Annotated in this window: 13 protein-coding genes and 1 pseudogene; 8 read left to right on the forward strand and 6 right to left on the reverse strand. The window is 69.9% G+C overall.

Annotation, left to right across the window (positions count from 1 at the left end):
- Nucleotides 1-704, reverse strand: a 704-nt coding sequence (locus ACILRF_RS08430) for an N-acetylmuramoyl-L-alanine amidase (RefSeq protein WP_395671841.1), incomplete at its 3' end; no start/stop codon positions are given.
- Between the two features lie 478 nt (nucleotides 705-1,182).
- Here ACILRF_RS08430 and ACILRF_RS08435 point away from each other — a divergent pair.
- The 3 genes from ACILRF_RS08435 to ACILRF_RS08445 are packed head-to-tail and all read left to right on the forward strand — an operon-like array spanning nucleotide 1,183 to nucleotide 6,131.
- Nucleotides 1,183-3,891: a ribonuclease E/G gene (locus ACILRF_RS08435; RefSeq protein ID WP_395671842.1), complete on the forward strand. Its 2,709-nt coding sequence runs from the start codon at nucleotides 1,183-1,185 to the stop codon at nucleotides 3,889-3,891.
- A 50-nt stretch (nucleotides 3,892-3,941) separates the two neighbouring features.
- Entirely contained in the window at nucleotides 3,942-5,357 is a 1,416-nt protein-coding gene (locus ACILRF_RS08440; protein ID WP_395671843.1) for a M48 family metalloprotease, read from the forward strand.
- 45 nt (nucleotides 5,358-5,402) lie between these two features.
- Nucleotides 5,403-6,131 carry a DsbA family protein gene (locus tag ACILRF_RS08445; protein WP_395671844.1) on the forward strand — a complete coding sequence of 243 codons (729 nt, stop codon included), beginning with the start codon at nucleotides 5,403-5,405 and terminating at the stop codon, nucleotides 6,129-6,131.
- 1 nt (nucleotide 6,132) lies between these two features.
- Here ACILRF_RS08445 and ACILRF_RS08450 read toward each other — a convergent pair whose 3' ends face one another.
- Together ACILRF_RS08450 and thiS are read right to left on the reverse strand one after the other, a co-directional pair.
- Nucleotides 6,133-6,927 carry a thiazole synthase gene (locus ACILRF_RS08450; protein ID WP_395671845.1) on the reverse strand — a complete coding sequence of 265 codons (795 nt, stop codon included), beginning with the start codon at nucleotides 6,925-6,927 and terminating at the stop codon, nucleotides 6,133-6,135.
- Between the two features lies 1 nt (nucleotide 6,928).
- The gene (gene thiS / locus ACILRF_RS08455; protein WP_395671846.1) at nucleotides 6,929-7,129 is read right to left on the reverse strand and encodes a sulfur carrier protein ThiS; all 201 of its coding nucleotides are present in this window, start codon (nucleotides 7,127-7,129) and stop codon (nucleotides 6,929-6,931) included.
- A gap of 205 nt (nucleotides 7,130-7,334) precedes the next feature.
- On the opposite strand from thiS, the gene accB reads away from it, so the two are divergent.
- The 3 genes and pseudogenes from accB to aat form a co-directional block, all read left to right on the forward strand.
- Nucleotides 7,335-7,817, forward strand: coding sequence for an acetyl-CoA carboxylase biotin carboxyl carrier protein (gene accB, locus ACILRF_RS08460; protein ID WP_395671847.1), 483 nt, complete (start codon nucleotides 7,335-7,337; stop codon nucleotides 7,815-7,817).
- Nucleotides 7,818-7,821: 4 nt separating this feature from the next.
- Nucleotides 7,822-9,168, forward strand: coding sequence for an acetyl-CoA carboxylase biotin carboxylase subunit (gene accC, locus ACILRF_RS08465; protein ID WP_395671848.1), 1,347 nt, complete (start codon nucleotides 7,822-7,824; stop codon nucleotides 9,166-9,168).
- A gap of 22 nt (nucleotides 9,169-9,190) precedes the next feature.
- Nucleotides 9,191-9,841 (forward strand): annotated as a pseudogene (gene aat / locus ACILRF_RS08470) (leucyl/phenylalanyl-tRNA--protein transferase); the annotation flags it as partial.
- Here the strand turns inward: aat and ACILRF_RS08475 are convergent.
- On the reverse strand, nucleotides 9,781-10,626 hold the full coding sequence (locus ACILRF_RS08475; RefSeq protein WP_395671849.1) for a DUF2155 domain-containing protein: 846 nt from the start codon (nucleotides 10,624-10,626) through the stop codon (nucleotides 9,781-9,783). The pseudogene aat and the gene ACILRF_RS08475 sit on opposite strands and share 61 nt — an antisense overlap.
- Nucleotides 10,627-10,633: 7 nt before the next feature.
- Nucleotides 10,634-11,038, reverse strand: a complete 405-nt coding sequence (locus ACILRF_RS08480) for an NADH:ubiquinone oxidoreductase subunit NDUFA12 (RefSeq protein WP_395671850.1) — start codon at nucleotides 11,036-11,038, stop codon at nucleotides 10,634-10,636.
- Between the two features lie 187 nt (nucleotides 11,039-11,225).
- Here ACILRF_RS08480 and ACILRF_RS08485 point away from each other — a divergent pair, with 187 nt between their 5' ends.
- The gene (locus tag ACILRF_RS08485; RefSeq protein WP_395671851.1) at nucleotides 11,226-13,721 is read left to right on the forward strand and encodes a ribonucleotide reductase; all 2,496 of its coding nucleotides are present in this window, start codon (nucleotides 11,226-11,228) and stop codon (nucleotides 13,719-13,721) included.
- A gap of 67 nt (nucleotides 13,722-13,788) precedes the next feature.
- On the forward strand, nucleotides 13,789-14,655 hold the full coding sequence (locus ACILRF_RS08490; RefSeq protein WP_395671852.1) for a pentapeptide repeat-containing protein: 867 nt from the start codon (nucleotides 13,789-13,791) through the stop codon (nucleotides 14,653-14,655).
- A gap of 6 nt (nucleotides 14,656-14,661) precedes the next feature.
- Here the strand turns inward: ACILRF_RS08490 and aspS are convergent, their stop codons facing one another.
- A complete protein-coding gene (gene aspS, locus ACILRF_RS08495) occupies nucleotides 14,662-16,440 on the reverse strand; it encodes an aspartate--tRNA ligase (RefSeq protein ID WP_395671853.1) in 1,779 nt (592 codons plus the stop codon).
- Nucleotides 16,441-16,481 lie beyond the last annotated feature (41 nt).

Genomic DNA, 16,481 nt, shown 5'->3' on the forward strand with positions numbered 1-16,481 from the left:
AACAGGTCCGCGCCGGCGCGCTGGGCCGTGCGCACGCGGCTGGCGAGGCCGACATAGGCGTCGGCGTCGCGGGTCATGATGACCTTGTAGCGGCCGCCCTTCTCCAGCCGCGCCTTAAGGGCGCGGGCGGCGGCGAGATTGAGGTCCTTCTCGTAGCCCTGAGCGCCGCGGGCGCCCGGATCGTGCCCGCCGTGGCCCGCATCGATCACCACCACCTTCCTGGTCGGCAGGGCGGCGCGCGCCGCCAGGGGCTTCAGGCGCAGCTTCGGCGCGACGGCTTCGGCCTTGATCAGGCGGGCCTCCGCAGGCTCCAGCCGGGCGACATCGACGACGTAGCGGTAGTGAGAGATGCCGTCGGCCGGCGGCAGCAGGAAGCGGCGCTTCACCTTGGCGTCGGCGGCTAGGTCCATCTGCAGGCGCGCCCCGCCAGCCGTCTGGTCCACCGCCCAGGCGGAGACCAGCCCCTGCCCCTTGCCTTGCAGGCCCGAAGCGGCGGTGACCCCCGGCAGCACCACAGTGACGCGGCGATCGGCGGCGCCGTCGGAGACCAGCTTCACGCTGGCCGAACGGTCGAGGTCGATGACGATGCGGGTCTGGGCGGAGTCGCCGCCGAGACGCACCTTGAGCAGGTCGGCGGAGGCGGCGGCCGCATGGCTGACGGCGGCGCCGGCGGCGCACAGCAGGACGGCGGCTGAACCGAGCACGGCCCAACCCCTGCGACCCGACAGACCTTGCTTCACACGCGCCAGCATTTTGCCTGGCTCCAAGCCTTAAGGAATTGCGACCTGAGATTGAAGCGCCATATAGCCGCGGCGGGGGTGGACAAAGGGTTAACCAGACCTTTCGCCACCCGGACGATCTTCAGCTTTTGGCGGTTCGGCTTTCCTTTTGCCGCCCGCTGTTGCAAAGTCCGGCCGCGCCCGATGAAGCTCGGCCTCACCGCCGGGACCCGGAGCGCGCCCCCCGAACCGACGTCGGCTTCGACCGACCCTCGGTGACGACACATCATCCGATCCGCGCCCTTTTCGAGGACGCGCCTGGGAACACACCTGATGGGCTGCGCAGCTCACGCCGATATCGGCCCCAAGGCCTCCCGAGACGCCGCATCCGGCGTCTTCGCGGGCGGCGCGCGCGCCCGTCCCATTTGCCGGCTGCGCACTGCGCGCCGCGGAGATTCACTTAATGCCCAAGAACATGCTAATCGACGCAGCCCACGCGGAAGAAACCCGCGTGGTCGTCGTCGACGGGACCCGCGTTGAAGAATTCGATTTCGAAAGTCAGAACCGCAAACAACTCCGAGGAAACATCTACCTTGCCAAGGTGACGCGCGTTGAGCCGTCCCTGCAGGCGGCTTTCATCGAGTACGGCGGCAACCGCCACGGCTTCCTGGCCTTCAACGAAATCCACCCGGACTATTACCAGATCCCGGTCGCCGACCGCGAAGCTCTGCTGCGCGAAGAGGCAGACGACGAGGACGATCATCCCGAGCCGCGCGGCCGGCGCGACGACAGCGAGAACGGCGACGAGGACGAGGACGAGGCGGTCACCGCCTCCGAAAGCGACGACGAGGACGACGTCGTCGAGGAAGAACTCGCCCGCCGCAAGCGGCGGCTGATGCGCAAGTACAAGATTCAGGAAGTGATCCGCCGCCGGCAGATCATGCTGGTCCAGGTCGTCAAGGAAGAGCGCGGCAACAAGGGCGCGGCCCTGACCACCTATCTCTCCCTGGCCGGCCGCTACGGCGTCCTGATGCCGAACACCGCCCGCGGCGGCGGCATCAGCCGCAAGATCACCACCCTGACCGACCGCAAGCGCCTGAAGAGCGTCGTCCAGAGCCTGGACGTGCCGCAGGGCATGGGCCTGATCGTCCGCACCGCCGGTGCCAAGCGCACCAAGGCCGAGCTGAAGCGCGACTACGACTACCTGCTCCGCCTCTGGGAGAACATCCGCGAGAAGACGCTGCATTCGATCGCACCAGCGCTGATCTACGAGGAAGAGGACCTCGTGAAGCGGGCGATCCGCGACCTCTACGACAAGGATATCGACGGCGTGTTCGTCGAGGGCGAGGCCAGCTTCCGCGAAGCGCGCGACTTCATGCGCATGCTGATGCCGAGCCAGGCCAAGAAGGTGCAGCTGTACCGCGAGCCGACGCCGCTGTTCGTCAAGCACCGTATCGAGGATCACCTCAGCCAGATCTACCAGCCGACGGTGCCGCTGCGCTCCGGCGGCTACCTGGTGATCAACCAGACCGAAGCCCTGGTCGCCATTGACGTGAACTCCGGCCGCTCGACGCGCGAGCGGAACATCGAGGCCACGGCGCTGAAGACCAACATGGAGGCGGCCGAGGAGGCCGCCCGCCAGCTGCGCCTGCGCGACCTCGCCGGCCTGATCGTCATCGACTTCATCGACATGGATGAGGCGAAGAACAACCGGGCGGTCGAGAAGAAGCTGAAGGACTGTCTGAAGGACGACCGCGCCCGCGTGCAGATGGGCAAGATCAGTCCGTTCGGCCTGATGGAGATCAGCCGCCAGCGCCGCCGCACCGGCGTGCTGGAGGGTACGACCCACGTCTGCGAGCATTGCGCCGGCACCGGTCGGGTTCGGTCGGTGGAATCGAGCGCGCTGGCGGCGCTGCGGGACCTGGAACTCGAGGCGCTGAAGGGCGGCGGCGAAGCCTGCCTGAGCGTGCCGCGAGACGTCGGCCTCTACATTCTGAACGAAAAGCGGGCGCACCTGGCGCGCCTGCACCAGGCGTTCGGCCTGTTCGTCTCGATCCTGATCGACGACGAGCTTGCCCACGCGGAGCATTCGATCGAGCGCACCGCCGCCGAGACCCGCCGCGAGCCGCTGCTCGCCGCGACGGCCGCCCCGGCCTACGAGCCGTCGGCGGAGGACGATGACTTCGACGACGAGGCGTTCGAGGACGAGGAAGAGGACGACGACGACCTCGGGGCCGCCGACGAGGACGAGGACGGCGAGGTCGAAGCGGCCGCGCCGCGTCGTGAGCGTGAACGCGACCGCGAGCGCGACGGCGACCGCGAAGATGGCGAAGGCGGCCGCCGTGGCCGTCGCCGTCGCCGCCGTGGCGGCCGGCGCGACGACGAGCCGCGCGAGGCCGCCGAGGCCGGCGCGCCGCGTGACGAACAGCCGCGCGCGCCGCGCGAGGATGGCGATGACAGCGGTCGCCGCCGCCGTCGCGGCCGCCGCGGCGGCCGGCGGATGCGCGACGACTCCCGCCCGCAGGACGCCTTCGCCTGGACCCGGCCCTGGGTTCCCTATGGCGAAGACCCGTTCGTCTGGCACGATCCGGCCGAGGACATGAAGGTCCCGGCCCAGGAGGCCCGCGAGCCGGACGCCCGCCAACAGGACGCCCGACCGCAGGACGCCAAGACGACGCCTGCCGAACGCGATCCGCATCGCGAGGCCCGGGTCGCTAAGCCCGCTCCTACCGGCGAGGACGTCGATATCTGGGTCGAGCTGCCGGCGGTCGAGGAGAAGCCGAAGCGCGCCCGCCGCAGCCGTAGCCGCAAGGCCGACGCGGCGATGGAAGCCGTCGTCGTCGAAACCCCGGCGGTCGAAGCGCCGGCCGCCGAGGCCCCGGTGATCGAGGCTCCGGTCGACGCCGAACCCGCCGCCGCCGAGGCCAAGCCCGTGCGGGCCACCCGCAGCCGCCGCAAGCCGGCGTCCAAGGCGGCCGAACCGGCTCCGGAGATCGTCGCCGATACCGCGGCCCAGCTGATCGACACACCCGCCTTGGCCCCAGCTTCTCCGCCGGACCAGCCGGCCGAGCCGGTGGTCGCCGAACCGCCGCCCGCCCCGAAGACGCCGGATCCGAACGAGATCTCGGCTCCGCCGGCCGCGCCGCGCAAAGGCTGGTGGCGCCGCGGATGAGGCGCTAGGCTTGGACCGGGGAACGGTGGGGGCGTAACAGGATAGTGCGCATGCTCTCGTTTTCCCGGTCCGCCTTCGGCTCCGCCCTTCGGGTCGCCACGGCCGTGGCGCTCGCGGCGACCGTCGCGTTCCGACCGGCTCCGGCCCTGGCGCAGGACGGGACCTCGCTGATCCGGGACACCGAGATCGAGGAGATCCTGCGCAAGACCTCGACGCCGATCTTTGCGGCGGCCGGGTTGGACGTTCGCGACATCGACATCCTGCTGATCGGCTCGAAGGAGCTGAACGCCTTCGCCGCGCCCCGCACCATGGGCGTCTACACCGGCCTGATCCTGGAATCGAAGACGCCCAACGAACTGCAGGGTGTCATCGGCCACGAGGTCGCCCACCTCGCGGCCGGCCACAGCGCGCGTTCGGGCGACATGAACCGGGCTGGCATGCGGCCTTTCCTGCTGACCATGGGCCTGGGGGTGCTCGCCGCCCTCGCCGGCTCGCCCGAAGGCGCGGCGGCCCTGGCCGGTTCGGCGGGCTACTTCGGCACCCTCGGCGCCCTCGGCTACAGCCGCGAGCAGGAAAGCCGCGCGGACCAGGCGGGCGCCACCATCCTTGAAAAGGCCGGCATCTCGGGCAAGGGCCTGGCCGATTTCTTCGACAACTTCCGCTACCAGGAGGTCTTCGACGAGAGCCGCCGGTTCGGCTACTTCCGCAGCCACCCCCTGTCGTCCGACCGGATCGATGGCCTGCGTCGGCGGGTCGAGGGCATGTCGAACTACGACAAGACTGACAGCGCCGAGGCGATCGCCGACCACGCGGTGATGAAAGCCAAGCTCGACGGCTTCATCAATCCCCAGGTCGCCATCGTGAAGTACGGCGAGAAGGACGCCGGCTACCCGGCCCGCTATGCCCGGGCGATCGCCTATTACCAGATGAAGGAGCCCGATCGAGCCCTGCGCCTGATCGACGCCCTGCTGCAGGAGCAGCCGCAGAACCCATATCTGTGGGAACTGAAAGGTCAGGTGCTGTTCGAGTTCGGCCGCACCGCCGAGGCCGAGGCGCCGCAGCGCAAGTCCGTGGAGCTGAAGCCGGACGCGCCGTTGCTGCGGGTCAATCTCGGCCAGACACTGATCGCTTTGGACGACAAGGCCAAGGTCGCAGAGGGCATCGGCGAACTGCGCAAGGCGCTGACGCAGGAAGAAGACAACGCGGTCGCCTGGCGGATGCTGGCCGGCGCCTATGACAAGCAGGGCCAGGACGGCCTCGCGCGGCTCGCCACCGCCGAATACAACTTCAACGTCGGCGACATGCGCCAGGCCCGGGTGTTCGCCATGCGGGCCCGCGAAATGCTGGACAAGAGCACCCCGCAGTGGCGGCGCGCCACGGACATCGTCCTCGCCTCGAACCCGGACCGCAACGATCTGAAGGACCTGGCGCGCGAAGGGTCCATCGGCCGCGGGCAGATGCGCTAGCCTGAGCCGCTAGCCAGATCGGCGGCCAGGCCCTATCTCCCGACCATGAACGCCTTCGCCACCGCCGCGCTCGCCGCCGTGCTCGCCCTTTCCGCCTGCGACAAGGCCCAGCCCGACGCGGCTTTCGGCGAGAAGGTCCGCACCTATCTACTCGCGCATCCGGAGGTGCTTGAGGAGGTCAGCATGAAGCTGGCCGAGAAGAAGCAACTGGAGGCGATCAAAGCGTCATCCGCCGCGATCGATCGCCACCGCGCCCAGCTGGAGCGCGACCCGCGCGACCTGGTGGTCAACCCGACTGGCCAGATCACGGTCGTGGAGTTCTACGACTACCGCTGCGGCTACTGCAAAGTGATCGCGCCCAAGGTGAACCAGCTGATCCGCGAGAACCCGGACGTGCGGTTCGTCTTCAAGGAGCTGCCAATCTTCGGCGAGGTGTCAGACACCGCCGCCCGGCTGGCGCTGACCCCCGTCGTCAAGGCCAAAGGGCTGGACGTCTACAGCCGCTGGATGAACGAGAAATCCCTGACCGACGCCGCGCTTGACCGCCATCTGCAGGCCGCCGGAGTCGATCCGGGCGCGGCCCGGGTGGCGGCGCAGAGCGGCGCAATCTCCCGCCACCTGGCCGACACCCAGGCCCTGGCGCGCGCCCTCGGCATACAGGGCACGCCAGCTTTCGTGGTCGGCGACACCCTGATCCCCGGCGCCGACGAAGGCGCCCTGCGCGCCGCCATTGTCCAGGCGAAGGCCGGCGGCGGCCTGAAGCGGATCAGCTAGGCTAGATCAGCCCCGAGAGCGGCGACGAGGGGTCAGCGTAGCTGCGCCGGGCCATGCGTCCGGCCAGATAGGCCTCGCGGCCGGCGATGACCGCGTGCCGCATCGCGCTGGCCATCAGGATGGGGTCCCGCGCCTCGGCGATCGCCGTGTTCATCAGCACGGCTTCACAGCCGAGTTCCATGGCGATGACCGCGTCCGAGGCCGTGCCGACTCCGGCGTCGACCAGCACCGGCACCGTCGCCTGCTCGATAATCAGACCGAGGTTCAACAGGTTCTGCACCCCGCGCCCGGAGCCGATGGGAGCGGCCGCCGGCATGATCGCCGCCGCGCCGGCGTCTTCCAGCTTCTGGGCGTAGACCGGGTCGTCCGAGCAGTAGACCATCACCTCGAAGCCGTCGGCGACCAGCATCTTCAGCGCCCGCAGAGTCTCTTCCATGTCGGGCAGGAGGTGCTTGGTGTTCGACAACACCTCGAGCTTCACGAGATCCCAGCCGCCGGCCTCGCGGGCCAGGCGCAGGGTGCGAACGGCGTCCTCCCCGGTGAAGCAGCCGGCAGTGTTCGGCAGGAAGGTGAAGCGGTCCGGCTTCACATGGTCGACCAGCATGGGCTGGCTGGGGTCGGACAGGTTCACCCGACGCAGGGCGACGGTGACAATCTCCGCCCCCGCCGCCTCGGCGGCGGCGGCGTTCTGGGCGTAATCCTTGTACTTGCCGGTGCCGACGATCAGGCGGGAGGTGAAGGTACGCCCGGCGACCGTCCAGGTGTCCGCCTCTTGCGTGTGGACCGTTCCGTCCATGTCAGCCGCCTCCGATGAAGTGCACGATCTCGATCCGGTCGCCGTCGGCGAGCGGGGTGGCGGTATAGGCCGAGCGCGGAACGATCTCCAGATTGCGCTCGACCGCCACCTTGCGGGCGTCGAGGCCGAGCTGGGCGACCAGCCCCGCGACGTCGGTCACGCCCGAATAGGCGCGGGCCTCACCGTTCAGGATCAGGTTCATGCGAGCGGCTCCTTGAAGCGGGATTGCTTGTGACGCGCTGTTCCGACCGTTACAAGACGCCGGAATCGACGGCGGAGACCGATGTCGCGACCGATCTATGTGCTGAGCGGCCCAAATTCCAACCTCCCCCGGCCCGGTGGCCGGGAGACCCAGGTCCGCACCGCGCGCGTCGCCTCGCCCGCCCTTCAGCGACAAGGACATCTCGATGGCTAGCAGTCCCAAGGCTCCCGCCGATCCGTTCGACGCGCGCCTGGTGCGCAAACTGGCCGACATCCTGACGGAGACCGGCCTCAGCGAGATCGAGGTCGAGCACGGCGAACTGAAAATCCGCGTGGCCAAGACCGTGGCCGCCGCGGCCGTTCAGTATGCGCCGGCGCCCGTCGCCGCCGCGCCCGCGCCCGCCGCCAGCGCCCCGGCCGCCGCCGCCCCGGAGGCCGTCCCGGCCGCCGTGCGCGGCGATGCGGTGAAGTCGCCGATGGTCGGCACCGTCTATCTGCAGCCGAGCCCCGAGGCCGCGCCTTTTGTGAAGGTTGGCGACACGGTCACGGCCGGCCAGACGCTGCTGATCGTCGAAGCGATGAAGACGATGAACCCGATCCCGGCGCCGAAGGGCGGCAAGGTCGTGGAAATCCTGGTGGCCGACGGTCAGCCGGTGGAGTTCGGCGAGCCGCTCGCGGTCATCGAGTAGGCCGATGTTCGACAAGATCCTGATCGCCAATCGCGGCGAAATCGCGCTTCGGGTTCACCGGGCGTGCAAGGAGATGGGCATCGCCACGGTGGCGGTCCACTCCGAAGCCGATTCCGGCGCCATGTGGGTTCGGCTCGCGGACGAGAGCGTCTGTATCGGTCCGGCCCCGGCGGCCAAGAGCTACCTGAACATCCCGTCGATCATCGCCGCGGCGGAGATCACCGGCGCCCAGGCTATCCATCCGGGCTACGGCTTCCTGTCGGAGAATGCGCGGTTCGCCGAGATCGTCGGCGCGCACGGCTTCACCTTCATCGGTCCGAAGCCCGAGCACATCCGGATCATGGGCGACAAGATCACCGCCAAGCAGACGGTGAAGGACGCGGGCATCCCGGTTGTCCCCGGTTCCGACGGCGGCGTCGCCACGGAAGAAGAAGCCTTCGCGGCGGCCAAGGAAATCGGCTTCCCGGTCCTGATCAAGGCGGCCGCCGGCGGTGGCGGGCGCGGCATGAAGGTCGCCAAGACCGAGGCCGACCTGGCCGAGGCGGTCGGCACCGCCCGCTCCGAGGCCAAGGCCGCCTTCGGCGACGATGCGGTCTACATGGAGCGCTACCTTCAGAAGCCGCGCCATATTGAACTTCAGGTGGTGGCCGACAGCCACGGCAACGTCGTGCACCTGGGCGAGCGCGACTGCTCGCTGCAGCGTCGCCACCAGAAGGTTCTGGAGGAAGCCCCCTCCCCGGTTATCGACGCCGCGGCCCGCGCCAAGATCGGCAAGGTCGTGGTCGATGCCGTGCGCGCCATCGGCTATCTCGGCGTCGGCACCATCGAGTTCCTGTACGAGGACGGCGAGTTCTTCTTCATCGAGATGAACACCCGCCTGCAGGTCGAGCATCCGGTCACTGAGGCGATCACCGGCATCGACCTGGTGCGCGAGCAGATCCGCATCGCCGCCGGCGAGAAGCTGTCCTTCACCCAGGAAGACGTCGTCTTCGAAGGCCACGCCATCGAGTGCCGGATCAACGCCGAGAATCCGAAGACCTTCGCGCCCTCGCCGGGTCTGGTCACCGACTTCCATGCGCCGGGCGGTCTCGGCGTGCGGATGGATAGCGCACTCTACGCCGGTTATTCGATCCCGCCTTACTACGACAGCCTGATCGGCAAGCTCATTGTCCATGGCCGCGACCGGCAGGAGTGCATCGCCCGCCTGTCGCGCTGCCTCAATGAGGTGGTGGTGGCCGGGATCGACACCAACATTCCGCTCTTCCAGGAGTTGCTCGGCAACCCGGATATCGCCAAGGGCGACTACAACATCCACTGGCTCGAAAACTGGATGAAGGCCCAGGCGGGCTGACCGCCTGGCGCATTGGCGCCCGATGAGCGAGGGCTTCGGACCGCGCGAACTTCTGGAATGCTACGCCCGGGGCGTGTTTCCGATGTCGGACGCGCGCGACGACCCCGGCTTGTTCCTGGTCGATCCGGATTGGCGGGGCGTCATCCCTCTTGACCGTTTCCATGTGTCCAGCCGGCTGGCCCGCACCGTGCGGTCGGACGTCTTCGAGGTGCGGGTCGACACAGTCTTTTCCGAGGTGGTCGCCCTGTGCGCGCAGAGCGCGGCCGACCGCCGCGACACCTGGATCAACGCGCCGATCGAGCGCCTCTACAGCGAGCTGCACGAGGCCGGATTCGCCCATAGCGTCGAGTGCTGGCGGGAAGGGACCTTGGTCGGCGGACTCTACGGGGTCTCGCTGCAGGGCGCCTTCTTCGGCGAGAGCATGTTCTCGCGGGCTCGGGACGCCTCGAAGGTTGCGCTGGTCCACCTGGTCGCGCGGCTGATCGCCGGTGGGTACCGGTTGCTGGACGCCCAGTTCATGACCGATCACCTCGCCCAGTTCGGCGCGGAGGAGATCTCACGCCGAGAGTATCGGCGGCGGCTGCGAGAGGCGTTGGTGCGCGGCGCCGATTTCTACGCGATCGGCTCGTCGGCCGCGGCCGCCGGCGGCGGGGCCGGCGGCGCCACGGGGGTCGGCGCAGGCGCAGGGACCGTGGGCGGCGGCGTCGGGGCCTTGGGAGCCGGCGTAGTGGCTGGGCGCGCCGGGGGGGGCGCGGCGGGGCCCGCCGCGGCGGCAGGCGCCGGCGCAGCGGCAGTCGGAGCGGAACCGGCGGCCGGCGCGGCGGCGGCTACCGGACGGGTCGCGGGGGCCACCGGCGCCGTCGCGGTCGCCGGGCGGACGGCCCTGCAGGTGATCAGCCAGGCGTCGTAGCCGGGGTGCTCCAGCGGGTGCAGGCCGGGCGAGGAGGCGTACATCCAACCGCGGAATGCCTGGCGCGCCGGCGGCGCCGGTCGGCCACGTTCGGCGCGCGGTTGGGAATAGACCGTGAGATAGGCGACTGAATCCTCGATCGGCTCGTTCGGCGCCGAGCGCTCGCAGGCGCGGACGGTGAATACGAGGTTCTTGTAGCGGACGGGCCGGCCGACCGGCGCCTCGAAGCGCAGGGTCTCGGCCGTCACCTTGTCGAGAGCCTGCAGAACGGCGACGTCGTAGCGGGCGCGGCGGACGGGCGGCTCAACCGGCGTCGAGCCGACGCGGGCGGCCGGGGGCGCCGCTGGGGCGACCTCCTGGGCCGAGAGCGGCGGTGCGACCACGGGCGTCGGCGGACGCACCACGGCGGGCGGCGCTTCTTCGGGCACCGGTTGCGGCGCCGGCTCAGGGACAGGCTGGGCGGAGACCAGGCTCGCGCCCGCCGCGGCCAGCAGGCCGCTCAGGACGGCGGCGCGGATGCGCCAGCGAAGGGGATCAGCCGGTCTCACGCCGCGATTATTCAGGGCTCCAAGCCTCGTAGTCGCCTGTGGCCTTCTGACGCTCTCCGCCGCGGGCCAGCGAGCCTTTGGGGCGATAGGCGTGGATGGTGCCGGAGAGGTTCGGACGGTGGTCCTTTTCCCAAGCGCGGCGCGGCAGCGGTGCGACGGTCGGCGGCTCATCGAAAGTGTAGTGCAGCCAGCCGTGCCAGTCGGGCGAGACCTTCGAGGCCTCGGCGTAACCGTTGAAAATCACCCAGCGGCGCTTGTGTTTGCCGTAGCTGTCCCTGGCGTCGCGGGCCTCGTAGTAGCGGTTGCCCAGCTCGTCCTTCCCGACCAGCACGCCGCGCTTGGCGATGGTGAAGTGGATGCCCGGCGTCGCGCCGTTCCACCAGGTGAAGATGGTCTTGAGAAGGTTGGACAAGGGACGGCTCGACCTGAATCCTGAGACTGAACGCGGCCGGACTATAGGCGGCGCCCCCCGGAGCGTCCAGCGGCGCGAGTGCCGGCCATTCTCAGCAAGATGTTGGGGATTAACAGCGCCTCAGACACAAGATGTGCTGGAAGGCGGGCGGTTGCGGCCCTAGTCTTTCCGGAGCGGGAGGCGTGGCATGGGCGCGCGCGGGCAGCGAGCGGGATTCGAGGGGCGGACCCTGGAGCGGGGCCGCGGCCTCGTGGAGGGTTACGCCCCGGCCGGCTGGAGCGACGCGCGGCTGGACGCCTGGATCGACTGGGCTGCGATCACCGACCGCGCGGATGGAGAGACCGACATGGCGGACGCCATCGAAACCTACGCCCAAGCGCTGGCGGCGGAGGCGCAAGCGCGCGGGATCGTCCCCGACGCCAAGGCCCGCGCCGCGTTCGAGCGGGACCTGGCGGACGCGCTTGGCCGCGGGGCGGTCGCCATCGCCGGCGCGTCGGCGACGACGCCGCGGGTGCTGGAGGCTGGATCGCCCGAGGCCGCCGACGCCCTCGTCGCGCTGGTGGCCGAGCACCGGGGCCGCACGGCGGCCGAGGTCGCGGCTCGTATATGGGCTGAGCGGTTGCAGGCGGTGATGGATGCGGTCCTGCGCTGCGCCGGCGACGCCGAGGCCTGTGCCGATCCGCACCGCAACGCCAGCCTGGCGCGCGCCGCCGAGGCGGCCCGGCAGGCCGGGGTCGATGACCTTTCCATCCTGGACGCGGTCGCCCTGGCTCGCACCGGCGAGACCGACTGGCCTTGCGCGGCCGAACCGCGCGCCGAGGGCGGACTACGCCTGGTTTTCGCCGGAACGGCCGACGCAGCGACCGCCCGGGCCGCCTGGGCGACGGGAGCGGTGGCAGTGGCCGCGGACCTGACGACCGCCAGGGAGATCGCCGCCCAAACCGGCGCGCTGCGCGGCGGCGTCGACCTGATGGCGTTCTGGTCGGACGAAGGCTTCGACATCCCGGCTTTCGAGGCCGGGGTCGTGTTGGCCGGCCGGGCGTTGGCGGCGGCAGCTGATGGCGCGGTCGCGCTTGGCCTTGCCGGACTGGGCGACTGGCTCGCCGCTCATGGACTCGACTACGACAGCGACGCCGGCCGCGAGACGGCGCGTGAGCTCTACCTGGACGCGGCGCGGGCGCTGGATACGGCCGGCGTGAAGCTGACCGGCGGCCTTGCGGTCTTCGCCGATCCCGAACTGTCGCTGCGCCTGGGCGGGGGAAGCCTCGCCGGTGGTGCGTGGGTTGGGCCGGTAGGCGCGGCGCAGACCGCTGACGGCGAGATCGTGCGGGTGCTAACTGATGGGGCCCTTCGCGGGCTGTCCGGGCTCGGCGTCGACCTCGGGGAGGCTCGATCTGCATTGCTGGGCGCCGGCGAGCTGTCAGCCGGTCCCGGCGTCGATCACCGGGCGCTGATGGCGCGCGGCTTCACCGACCACGAGATCGCCGCCGTCGAGGCGGTGCTGCCGTTGGTCTCGCAGCTCTCCGACGCCTTTTCGCCGGCCGTGCTCGGCGAGGGATTCGTGCGCGACGTGCTGGGCGCCACCGCCGCGCAACTCACCGATCCCCGCCTGGACGTCCTCGCCCTGGCCGGCTTCACGCGGGCCGAAGTCGCCCAAGCGCAAGCGCACGCCCTTGGCCGCGATAGCCTAGCCGACGTGGCCTTCCTCACTGCCGAGCAGCGCCGGGTCTTCCGCACCGCCGACGAGATGGGCGAGGCGCCAGTCGCGGCGATGCTGACGGCGCTGCGGCCCGCCCTGGCCGGCGCCCCACTGCACGCGCCGACGCTCGCCTGGGATGCGAGCCTTGAGGACGTGCGGGCGGCGCTCGACAGTCCCCTCCCCGTCCGCCCGCGGCGGGCGGCGCCGCCCGCCGACCTAGCGCTGGAAATCCCCAGTCTCGCCGAACCGCGGCCCGCCCGCGAGGCGCCGCCGCCCGAGGAGCGCATCGTCGAGCGGGTGATCGAACGCGAGCGCACGCGCCGCAAGCTGCCGGACCGCCGCAAGGGCTATATCCAGAAGGCGTCGGTGGGCGGCCATAAGGTCTATCTGCACACCGGCGAGTACGACGACGGCGAGCTCGGCGAGATCTTCATCGACATGCACAAGGAAGGCGCCGCCTTCCGCTCGCTGATGAACAATTTCGCGATCGCGATCTCGATCGGCCTGCAATACGGCGTGCCGCTGGATGAGTTCGTCGACGCCTTCGTCTTCACACGTTTCGAACCGGCCGGGCCGGTGACCGGCAACGACACGGTGAAATCGGCGACCTCGATCCTCGACTACATCTTCCGAGAATTGGGGGTCTCGTACCTGGGCCGCGACGACCTCGCCAGCGACGATCCCGGCGCGCTGAACGCCGACGGCCTGGGCCATGGCAAGGCCGATGCGGGGATGGACGAGCCGCAGCCGGCCTCGCGGTTCATCTCCCGCGGCTTCTCCCGCGGGGCGGCGCCGGACAACCTGGTGTTCCTGCCGAGCGCCGGCCGGTCAGGCGGGCCGGCGGCGAACGAGGCGGCGGACGTCTGCGCCTCCTGCGGCGATATCGCGGTTGTGCGCAAGGGTTCGGCGCTGATCTGCCAAACCTGCGGCGTGCGGGCCGGACCGGCCGACCAGGACAAAACCGGCCAGGATCAGGCTGGCTGAATCCCTCAAGAATTACCGCGAATTAAGTGGCGCTCGCGCGCTGCAGAGGCGAAAGGACAAGGCGATGATGTCCCGCCTCCCCCTCCGCCTCGCGGCCGCCGTGACCGCTTTCGTGGCCGCGCCGATGGCCGCGCACGCGGCCTTCCTCGGCGATCGGGAGGTGGCGCGGGTCAACTCCTTCGGCGGCTCCTGCGTGCGGTGCGAACTTTCCGGCCGCAATCTGGAAGGGGCGCGGATCGTCGGCGCGAATTTCAGCGGCGCGGTGCTGGTGGGCGCGAACCTGAGGGGTGCGCGGGTCCAGGCCTCGATCTTCAGCGGCGCTGACCTGACCCGCGCCGACCTGTCCGACGCGCAGGCCAGCGGCGCGAGTTTTCATCGCGCGGTGATGCCCCAGGCCGTGTTGCGCGACGTGGCGATCCAAGGCGGGATGTTCGTCGAGGCGGACCTTACCCGCGCAAACCTCAGCGACGCGGCCCTCCAGGGTGCGGAATTCAGCCGGGCCAACCTGTCGGGCGCCAACCTGCGCGGCGCGCAGCTTCAGGGCGCGCGGTTGACCCGCGTTGAGGCGGCCGGCGCGGTGTTCAACGACGCCAGTCTGGTCGGCGCGCACCTGGCGGGCGGGCGCTTCGCCCGCGCCTCATTCCGTGACGCGCAGCTGGCCGGCGCGACCCTGACAGGCGCCGACTTCGCCGGAGCGGATTTCCGCGACGCCAGCCTCAGCCGCAGCCAGATCGGCGGCGTCGATTTCTCGAAGACCAAAGGCCTGACGCAGGAACAGCTCGACGAGGCCTGCGGTGATGGCCGCACGCGCACGCCCGCCGGCCTGACGGTGAAGGCCTGCGGTGGCGCGATGCGCCTGATCGTCCGCACGCCCAGGCCGCCGCCACCGCCCCGCGCGCCGCCTCCGCCGCGATATGCGGACGCGGAGCGCTGAGGCTGCCTAGGCCTTGATCGGGGGCGCGAGGCGGATGTGCAGCTCCTTGAGCTGCCGTTCCTCGACGTCCGACGGCGCGTTCATCAGCAGGTCCTGGCCTTGCTGGTTCAGCGGGAAGGCGATGACCTCGCGGATCGCGGTCTGACCGGCCAGCAGCATGACGATGCGGTCGATGCCGGGCGCCAGACCGCCGTGCGGCGGCGCGCCGTGGCGGAAGGCGTTGAGCATGCCGCCGAACTGCTCCTCGACCACCTCGGGGCCATAGCCGGCGGTGGCGAAGGCCTTGATCATGATCTCGGGCAGGTGGTTCCGGATCGCGCCGGAGCACAGCTCATAGCCGTTGCAGACGATGTCGTACTGATAAGCCAGGATGTCGAGCGGATCCTTGGTCTCCAGAGCCTCGAGCTCGCCCTGCGGCATGGAGAACGGGTTGTGCGAGAAGTCGACGCGCTTCTCGTCCTCGTTCCATTCGAACATCGGGAAGTCGACGATCCAGACGAACTCGAAGCGGCCCTCGTCGATCAGGTTCAGGTCCTGGCCGACCTTGGTCCGAGCCGAGCCGGCGAACTTGTAGAAGACCTTAGGGTCGCCCGCGACGAAGAAGGCGGCGTCGCCCTTGCCGAGGCCAAGCTGGCCCATGACCGCGTCGGTCGCCTCAGGGCCGAGGTTCTTGGCGATCGGGCCGCCCCAGGCGCCCTGGTCCTCGCTCCAGAAGATGTAGCCGAGGCCGGGTTGCCCCTCGCCCTGCGCCCAGCTGTTCATCCGGTCGCAGAAGGCGCGGGAGCCGCCCTTCGGCGCGGGGATGCCCCACACGGCGTTCTTGGCGTCTTCCAGGATGCGCGCGAAGAGGCCGAAGCCGCCGCCACGGAAGCGCTCGGAGACGTCCTGCATCTGGATCGGATTGCGCATGTCCGGCTTGTCGGTGCCGTACTTGGAGATCGCCTCGCGGTACGGAATGCGCGGGAACGGATAAGGCGTCACCGCCTTGCCGGCCCCGAACTCCTCGAAGACGCCATGCATCACCGGCTCGATGGCCGCGAAGACGTCTTCCTGGGTGACGAAGCTCATCTCGACGTCGAGCTGATAGAATTCGAGGCTGCGGTCAGCACGCAGGTCCTCGTCGCGGAAACAGGGCGCGATCTGGAAGTAGCGGTCGAAGCCGGCGACCATCAGCAGCTGCTTGAACTGCTGGGGGGCCTGCGGGAGGGCGTAGAACTTCGAGGGATGGAGCCGCGAGGGCACCAGGAAGTCGCGCGCCCCTTCCGGCGACGAGGCCGTCAGGATCGGCGTCTGATACTCCAGGAACCCCTGGGAGATCATCCGGTTACGGATCGACTGGATGACCTTCGAGCGAAGCACGATGTTGCGGTGCAGGGTCTCGCGGCGCAGATCCAGGAAGCGGTTCTTCAGCCGGATCTCTTCCGGATATTCAGGCTCGCCGAAGACCGGCAGCGGCAGTTCGGCGCTTTCCGACAGCACGACGACCTCGGCCACCCGCACCTCGACCTCGCCGGTCGGCAGGTTGACGTTGACCGTCTCGGCCGAGCGGGCCACGACCTCGCCATCAACGCGCAGGACACTTTCGGCGCGCAGGTGTTCGACAAGGGCGAATCCCGGCGTGTTGGGCCCGACAACGAGCTGCGTCACCCCGTAGTGGTCGCGCAGATCGATGAAGATCAGACCGCCGTGGTCTCGCTTACGGTGGAGCCAGCCGGAGAGGCGGACGGTCTTGCCTTGGTCGGCGGCGCGGAGCTCGCCGCAGGTGTGCGTGCGGTAGGCGTGCATCTTCGGAAAGTTGGGTGATATGAGGGCCGGAAGGGCGCATG

Origin of the sequence: Phenylobacterium sp., assembly GCF_044236515.1 — a bacterium.
GTDB lineage: Bacteria > Pseudomonadota > Alphaproteobacteria > Caulobacterales > Caulobacteraceae > Phenylobacterium.

Coding starts and splice junctions, on each gene's coding strand:
- ACILRF_RS08435 (WP_395671842.1), top strand. CDS start 1,183: ATGCCCAAGAACATGCTAATCGACGCAGCCCACGCGGAAGAAACCCGC.
- ACILRF_RS08440 (WP_395671843.1), top strand. CDS start 3,942: ATGCTCTCGTTTTCCCGGTCCGCCTTCGGCTCCGCCCTTCGGGTCGCC.
- ACILRF_RS08445 (WP_395671844.1), top strand. CDS start 5,403: ATGAACGCCTTCGCCACCGCCGCGCTCGCCGCCGTGCTCGCCCTTTCC.
- ACILRF_RS08450 (WP_395671845.1), bottom strand. CDS start 6,927: ATGGACGGAACGGTCCACACGCAAGAGGCGGACACCTGGACGGTCGCC.
- thiS (WP_395671846.1), bottom strand. CDS start 7,129: ATGAACCTGATCCTGAACGGTGAGGCCCGCGCCTATTCGGGCGTGACC.
- accB (WP_395671847.1), top strand. CDS start 7,335: ATGGCTAGCAGTCCCAAGGCTCCCGCCGATCCGTTCGACGCGCGCCTG.
- accC (WP_395671848.1), top strand. CDS start 7,822: ATGTTCGACAAGATCCTGATCGCCAATCGCGGCGAAATCGCGCTTCGG.
- ACILRF_RS08485 (WP_395671851.1), top strand. CDS start 11,226: ATGGGCGCGCGCGGGCAGCGAGCGGGATTCGAGGGGCGGACCCTGGAG.
- ACILRF_RS08490 (WP_395671852.1), top strand. CDS start 13,789: ATGTCCCGCCTCCCCCTCCGCCTCGCGGCCGCCGTGACCGCTTTCGTG.
- aspS (WP_395671853.1), bottom strand. CDS start 16,440: ATGCACGCCTACCGCACGCACACCTGCGGCGAGCTCCGCGCCGCCGAC.